Raw genomic sequence first — 6,936 nt, 5'->3', positions numbered from 1 at the left:
GCCGAGTCGCCGTGCCCGCGCGCCTTGCCTTTCGGGTTCACCATCCATGGTGGGGCGCGTTTCTAACGAAGCCGTAACGGTCGTTGGGGTCTTATATATGTCTGGACACTCTATGCTCGCGCTGGATAGACATCGCCAGAACGGGTATAGTATCGAAAGTTTTGTCGTTTACCAGCGGGGGAGTCCTGTGGGAATCAAAAAGAAGATCAAAAAGGAGCTTATCGGCACCTCCGATTACCCGTCGAATAAGATCTTTACGATCTCCAATTTCATTACCTTCACGCGCCTGATCCTCACACTGGTCTTCCTGTACCTGTTTGTGACGGACAACAACCGCGTCGTCGCCATCGTCATCTACGCCATCGCGGCCTCCACCGACTGGATGGACGGTCAGATTGCCCGCATGACCAAAACGGTCTCGTGGCTCGGCAAGGTTATGGATCCCATTTGCGACCGCGCGCTGCTATTTACAGGCGTTTTAGGTCTCGTGGTCCGTGGCGAGCTTCCCATCTGGGTCTGCGTGCTCATCATCGGTCGCGATATCTACCTTGGCATTGGCACGCTCATCGTGCGCCACTATCACCGCCGTCCCATCGACGTGGTGTTTCCCGGCAAGATTGCCACGGCTCTGCTCATGACCGGTTTTTCGCTCATGCTACTAGGCTTTCCCACTGTGGACGGCTGGCATCTGCTGCCCGCCACGTTCACGGCCTTCCCGGGCCTCAACGGCAGCCCGGTACCGCTTGGCATTTTCTTTGTGTACGGCGGCGTCATCTTCTCCATGCTCACCGCTGTCATCTATTCCATTAAGGGCGGAGCGGCCATTAGACAGGCCGTGGCGCATCCCGAGGACGAAGACATCGACTTTCTTAACCCCGAAATCGAAGATTAAGCCATTGGGGTATGATTACGTACAGTTCATTCTTTGCGGCATGTCCGCGTTAAGTTAGGGGTTGTCATGGACAACATGGTTAACAATATGCCTCAGAACGATAAGGCTTCAGACGCCACCTGCGTTTTCCGCGTTCCATCGAGCGATGTCACCGTTCCCGACCTCATGGCCAACGTGCACATAACCGCGCCCGTGTTGTCTATCGTCAAGGGCCCGCAGACCGGCGCCGCCTTTGAGCTCGAGGACAACGTGACCACCATCGGTCGCGATCCCGCAAACGGCATCTTCCTCAACGACATGACCGTGTCTCGTAGCCATGCGCGCATTATTCGCGAGGGTCTGGGAGCCCGCATCGAGGACCTGGGCTCGCTCAACGGTACGTGGGTTGACGGCGCTATCGTCAACGGCGCACCGCTGCACGACGGCTCTTCCGTCCAGATCGGTACGTTTACGCTCATCTATCACGAGAGCACGCCGGAGCGCATCGAAACCGGTGAGTAGGGCATGGCCGAACGCAATTATCTGAGTATCGGCCAGGTCGTCAATTTACTTCGAGGCGCATACCCCGATCTTTCGAACTCAAAAATTAGATTTCTCGAAGATGAGGGGCTCATCACCCCTCATCGCACGCCTAAGGGCTATCGTCAGTACTCCAAGGAGGACGTTGACCGCCTGGAGGTCATTCTGCATCTGCAGAAGACTCGCTACATGCCGCTCAACGTGATCAAGCAACGCCTGGAAAACGCCACGGACCTGTCTACGCTCGCCTACGAGGTGGGCCTGCTGTCCGACGTTCCGCTCAAGACGGAGCCCAAGGAGACCAAGCAAAAGCTGCATCCCATCGAGACCATTCCCGACATGCTCGGTGTTGAGATCTCGTTTATTCGCTCCCTGGCCGAAAACGACCTCATTCGCATCATCAAGAGCCCGCAAAACCGCGAGCTAGTCGATGGCCGCGATTTCCCGATCATCCGCTACTGCTCCGAACTTTTGCGCTTCCATATCGAGCCTCGAAACCTGCGCCAGTACGTATCGTCGGCAAACCGTGAGTCCTCTATGTTTGAGCAGGTGCTCGTGAGCATGCTCGGTATGGATACTTCCGACGACGAGCGCGACGCCAAGCTCGAGCGTGCGTTTAAGAAGTTGCATGACCTCACCGAGGGCGTGCATACCGCACTGCTCAAGAACCGTGTATTCGAGTCACTCAACGCCGTGGTCGAGGACGCCGATATCGATGCCCTCGACGAGGAAATCGCACGCTCGGAATCCACCAAGGCCAAAAGCGAAGAAGCATCCGTCCCAATGGCTCCTGTGCGTGAGGAATCCCTCGTGCAGCCGCTCAAGGTTGTCGCCCCCTCGCACGTCGGCACCGCCAGCGCGGACAAATAGACGCTGCTACAAACCAGCTTCCCATGAAAGGTAATGCCATGTACGACTTCGAATCTCATATCGTCGATATCCCCGACTATCCCGAGCCCGGAGTCGTCTTTAAGGACATCACGCCGCTCTTTGGTAATCCCGAGGCACTAAAAGCCATGGTAGATGCCCTGGCTGAGCATTTTGCCGGCATGGGCATCACCAAGGTCGTGGGTCCCGAGGCTCGCGGCTTTATGGTCGGCGTGCCCGTGGCTGTCGCCCTGGGCGCCGGCTTTGTGCCAGCTCGTAAACCGGGCAAGCTGCCACGCAAGACAGTAAGCCAGAGCTACGAGCTCGAATATGGCACCGACTCTATCGAGATCCATGCCGATGCCATTACCTCTAAAGATACCGTGTTGATTCTGGACGACTTGGTCGCGACGGGCGGAACCGTCGAGGCAACAGGTAAACTGGTGCGAGATATGGGCGCAAAGCTTGTGGGTTACGGCTGTATCCTCGAGCTTGCGTTTCTCAACCCGCGCGAGAAGCTCACGCCCTCCAACGAGGACGTCGAGCTCTTTAGCCTGGTAACGGTGGACTAACCGCTACCCCTAGATACCGGAAAGGAAGCTCCATGCGCACAGCAAACACGCATAAAAACATGGCACGCTGCGCTGCTACGGCAACCCTCGCTTGTGTTTTGGGCCTGGGCCTCGCGGCTCCTGCCTATGCCGATACCGCATCCGACCTTGCCGCTGCTCGTACCAAACTCGAGCAGATCGGCACGCAAACCCAGCAGATCTACGACGAACTCGCCACTCAGACGCAGGCACTCGACCAGACCGCTGGCGAGATCACGCAAAAGCAGCAGGAAATCGCCGATGGCCAGACCAAGCTTTCCAACTACGTTGCAGGTGAGTACAAGACCGGCGGCCTGAGCCTGCTCCAGGTACTGACGGGCGTCGATGACCTGGGCGATATGCTCAACCGCCTGTTCTACTACGGCAAGGTTTCCGACAAGCAGGCCCAAACCATCCAAGAGGTCAAAGAGCTCAAGCAGGAACTTACCAACAAGCAGGCCGAGCAGGAGAAGAACGTCGCCGCTACGCAAAAGAAGGTCGACGAGCTCAACGCTCAGCAGGCCGAGGCTCAAAACGTTGTGAACTCTCTGGACTCCCAGCTGAAGGCCGAACTTGCCGCCGAGGCCGAGGCCAATGCCGCACTGCAGGCCGGCATTAACGCCAGTACTGCCGAGAAGGCCACGGTGAACACCGAGACCGCCGGCACGACTGAGAACACTAACAAAGGTGGCGGTACGACCAATGACGGCGGCAACACGCCTGCCCCCACTCCCACGCCCGCTCCTGCCCCTACGCCGCAGCCCGCTCCGGCTCCGGCTCCGACTCCGGCCCCTTCTGCGCCGAGCCAGTCAGTTGACGGCGGTTCCGTTGTTTCGCGCGCCTACAGCAAGCTTGGCTGCGCTTATTCCTGGGGCGGCATTGGCCCGAACAGCTTTGACTGCTCGGGATTTGTTAGCTACTGCCTCACCGGTCGCTACTGCCGCCTGGGCACCACCGGCACGTTTATGGGTTGGACGCGCGTTTCCGATCCTCAGCCGGGTGACGTTGTGGTCAACTCTTACCACACCGGCATCTATATTGGCGGCGGCCAGATGATCCATGCTTCCGACTACAACACGGGCGTTATCATCAGCTCTGTCGCAGCCGGTATGAACAACAACTACATTTTCGTGCGCTACTAAGTCACTCTGTATAGCAAACGAATGTGAACCTCGTGACCTATGGGCTGCGAGGTTCATTTATTTGTAACCGCTCTGCATTCACGATTCCAATGAGCTAGTTTTCAATACTAGATGCACGTTTCATAGATAGGCAAGATGGCTATAATAAATGAGAAACATTTAGAAAGGACCCTCTATGAGCTGGGCACTTATCTCCGATTCAAGCTGTAACCTCCGCGATTGGCGACCGACCGCGCCCCATACCACCTTTGCAGTTGCACCCCTCAAAATTCGAGTGGGGGAGCGCGAGTTCGTCGATGACCTCACGCTCGACGTTCACGAACTCAATTGCGCCGTGCAAGCGGAGTCGAGCGCTTCTTCGAGCGCCTGTCCGAGCGTAGGCGAGTGGAGCGAACTCTTTAGGCTTGCCGACAAGACAATTTGTATGCCCATCTCGGAGGGCGTATCGGGCAGCTATAACGCCGCCGCCACGGCACGCGATTTAGTTCTTGCCGAGGAACCGGACCGTCAGATTCATCTGGTCAATTCACGCGGAGCCGGCGGCAAAATGGACCTGATCTTCCTCCTGTTCGACCGGTATCTTGCAAGCAATCCAGACGTTTCATTTGAGGAAGCCTGCAGCTATTTCGACGAGCTGGAACAGAACAGCAAGATCCTCTTTAGCCTGTGCTATTACGAAAATCTCGCCAAGGCCGGACGTATTCCCAAGGCAGCCGGGGTCATCGCCAATAAACTCAACATTCGAGTTTTAGGCACTGCAAGCGAGGCGGGGGAGATTAAGCTCGTTGGTCACACCCGTGGCGAAAAGAAGATGCTTGGCAAGATTGTCGATACCATGGAGGCCGAGGGCTTTACCGGCGGCGAGGTCGTTATCGACCATGTCGAGAATGAGGCGGGCGCCCAGGCACTCGCCAGCCGCATTGTGGAGCATTGGCCCGGCTCCAAGACCATCATCATGCCCTGCAATGGACTGGATTCATACTATGCCGAGATACACGGGCTCATTATCGGCTACGGCATGGGCGTGGCTTCGGGCCAATAAAGTCCAACTAAACAAAAATACGGGCGGGACAAAGTGTCTGATGGCTCTTTGTCCCGCCCGTCTTGTACCTCGGTTAGCTATTAAACCCATTGAACTTTAGGTAGCTCATTAGATACGCCTTCGATACAAAAGACGATACCGCGCTGCGAACGAGCAGCGACTCGCGTGTGACCTGATGAGCCGTATCGGGTACAGGAACCTGCTCAATCGAAAAAGCCGCGCGAATCGACGCCTCGAGCTGATCAATCACATAATCAAAGGCGGTCGGTGCATCGTAGCTCAGACGTTGAATGTTAAAGAGCGCCTGAACAGCAGCGATGGGCAGCACCTGCTTAAAAATACAGATAGCAATAAGGCGAGCGATCTGCTCGCGACCATATTGCTTTTTTACCGGAGCCGGCACCAGACCGACCTTTACGTAGTTGTTGATCATGGAAGGCGTAATGACGGGCTGCTCCACACAAATCGAAAGCGGCTCCATCCACAGTTCGATATACTCAATGACCTGGTCACGGTAGAGCGTTACATTCGGCAACTGGTTATAGCGCGGCAAGCTGAGCGTATTGAGTTTACGGACTATATCAGACTGGATAAATGCATCAGGTAGCACCGTGGGCTGAATATCCTCTGGGCTAATACTAACCGACGTATCGGACATAGGAATGACATGTTTAACGTGATTCATATGGTGCCTCCGTTCGTTTTCAATATTGTATTCTAGATTATCTAGTTTTGCATACCACAATGAACGGTATGATCGTCGTCTTTGGCTGGGGTCAGGCCGTAGGATAACTGGCTCGTATTTTGCACAACAAAACGTCCAGCGGCAACGAGCTTGAGGCAGCGCTGACGCTGGACGTTTAAGAAAAATAACAACCTTACATAAGATATATTATCGTACTTATCCGCGTAAGAAAGCATATGCGCTGGTAGCCGCTATGGCTCCGTCCGAAACGGCGGTCACAACTTGACGTAAACGCTTGGAACGGATATCGCCGGCAGCAAATAAGCCAGGCGTGCGGGTGGCCATCGATTCGTCAGTCACAATACCGCCGTCGGGAGCCAGATCCACCAGATGCCCAACAAGCTCGGTATGAGGCTGCGTACCGGCAAAGACAAAGATGCCAAACGAGCCAGGATCGAAGGACTCGGAATAGGTTTCACCGGTGGCGTTGTCCTTAAATGTGATAGTCGTGGGCATAGCCTCGCCCGATAGTTCCACGATACTAGTTTGGCACCTAACTGAAATATTATCTTTTGCGAGCACCTTTTGAACCACGCCATCGGGAGCCCGGAACTGATCGCGGCGCAAGACGATGGTCACGCTGCTGGCGATTTCTGACAAGAACAGGGCTTCCTCACAGGCAGCATTACCACCGCCTATGACAAAGACCTGCTTGCCACGAAAGAACATGCCGTCGCACGTCGCGCAATACGAAACGCCACGACCGCGATACGTATCCTCGCCAACAAAACCAGCAGATCGCGGCGTGGCACCCATGCAAGCGATAACGCTCGAGGCCAGTGTATCGCCCGTATCGTGATGCACCGTAAACAGCGCTGTATCAGCATCGTACTCGATGCCCGTCACCATGCTCCATGTAACCTGCGCTCCCAAGCGCTCTGCATGTTGCTGAAAACGCTCGCCAAGTTCGGCGCCGCTCAAGAGCGGAATGCCCGGATAGTTCTCGACCTCATTGGTTGTGGCGATTTGTCCTCCCGACATGCCTTGCTCTATCACGGTCGTCGTTAGGTTGGAGCGCGCCGCGTAAATGGCGGCAGCATAGCCCGCAGGGCCGCCACCGATAATCGCAACATCGATCGGCTGATGGGTAGTCATGAAAAGACCTCCTGTCGAAAGATTGGCGTTCACTGCGCTCATAC

General features: G+C 55.8%; 8 protein-coding genes. 6 read left to right on the top strand and 2 right to left on the bottom strand.

Going from position 1 to position 6,936, the window contains the following annotated elements; all coding sequences use genetic code 11:
- Positions 1-187 precede the first annotated feature (187 nt).
- From GPK39_RS07745 to GPK39_RS07720, 6 genes are all read left to right on the top strand, one after another.
- Positions 188-892 (top strand): CDP-alcohol phosphatidyltransferase family protein, encoded by a 705-nt coding sequence (locus GPK39_RS07745; protein ID WP_215674808.1) that lies wholly within the window; start codon positions 188-190, stop codon positions 890-892.
- A 66-nt stretch (positions 893-958) separates the two neighbouring features.
- Positions 959-1,393: an FHA domain-containing protein gene (locus GPK39_RS07740; RefSeq protein ID WP_022094516.1), complete on the top strand. Its 435-nt coding sequence runs from the start codon at positions 959-961 to the stop codon at positions 1,391-1,393.
- A 3-nt stretch (positions 1,394-1,396) separates the two neighbouring features.
- Complete coding sequence (gene ftsR / locus GPK39_RS07735) at positions 1,397-2,281, top strand: transcriptional regulator FtsR (protein ID WP_215674806.1); 885 nt, start codon at positions 1,397-1,399, stop codon at positions 2,279-2,281.
- Positions 2,282-2,319: 38 nt separating this feature from the next.
- Positions 2,320-2,850 (top strand): adenine phosphoribosyltransferase, encoded by a 531-nt coding sequence (locus GPK39_RS07730; protein ID WP_215674804.1) that lies wholly within the window; start codon positions 2,320-2,322, stop codon positions 2,848-2,850.
- A 32-nt stretch (positions 2,851-2,882) separates the two neighbouring features.
- A complete protein-coding gene (locus tag GPK39_RS07725) occupies positions 2,883-4,010 on the top strand; it encodes a coiled-coil domain-containing protein (RefSeq protein ID WP_215674802.1) in 1,128 nt (375 codons plus the stop codon).
- Between the two features lie 175 nt (positions 4,011-4,185).
- Positions 4,186-5,052, top strand: coding sequence for a DegV family protein (locus GPK39_RS07720; protein WP_215674800.1), 867 nt, complete (start codon positions 4,186-4,188; stop codon positions 5,050-5,052).
- 73 nt (positions 5,053-5,125) lie between these two features.
- Here GPK39_RS07720 and GPK39_RS07715 read toward each other — a convergent pair whose 3' ends face one another.
- Together GPK39_RS07715 and GPK39_RS07710 are read right to left on the bottom strand one after the other, a co-directional pair.
- Positions 5,126-5,737: a DUF1836 domain-containing protein gene (locus GPK39_RS07715; protein ID WP_215674798.1), complete on the bottom strand. Its 612-nt coding sequence runs from the start codon at positions 5,735-5,737 to the stop codon at positions 5,126-5,128.
- Between the two features lie 216 nt (positions 5,738-5,953).
- A complete protein-coding gene (locus GPK39_RS07710) occupies positions 5,954-6,892 on the bottom strand; it encodes an NAD(P)/FAD-dependent oxidoreductase (protein WP_252204803.1) in 939 nt (312 codons plus the stop codon).
- Between the last annotated feature and the right edge of the window lie 44 nt (positions 6,893-6,936).

Source organism: Collinsella aerofaciens (genome assembly GCF_018785245.1).
Lineage (GTDB): Bacteria > Actinomycetota > Coriobacteriia > Coriobacteriales > Coriobacteriaceae > Collinsella > Collinsella aerofaciens_AD.
Note: the sequence above shows the minus strand (reverse complement) of the source record. Positions and strands in the feature narration are given on the sequence as shown.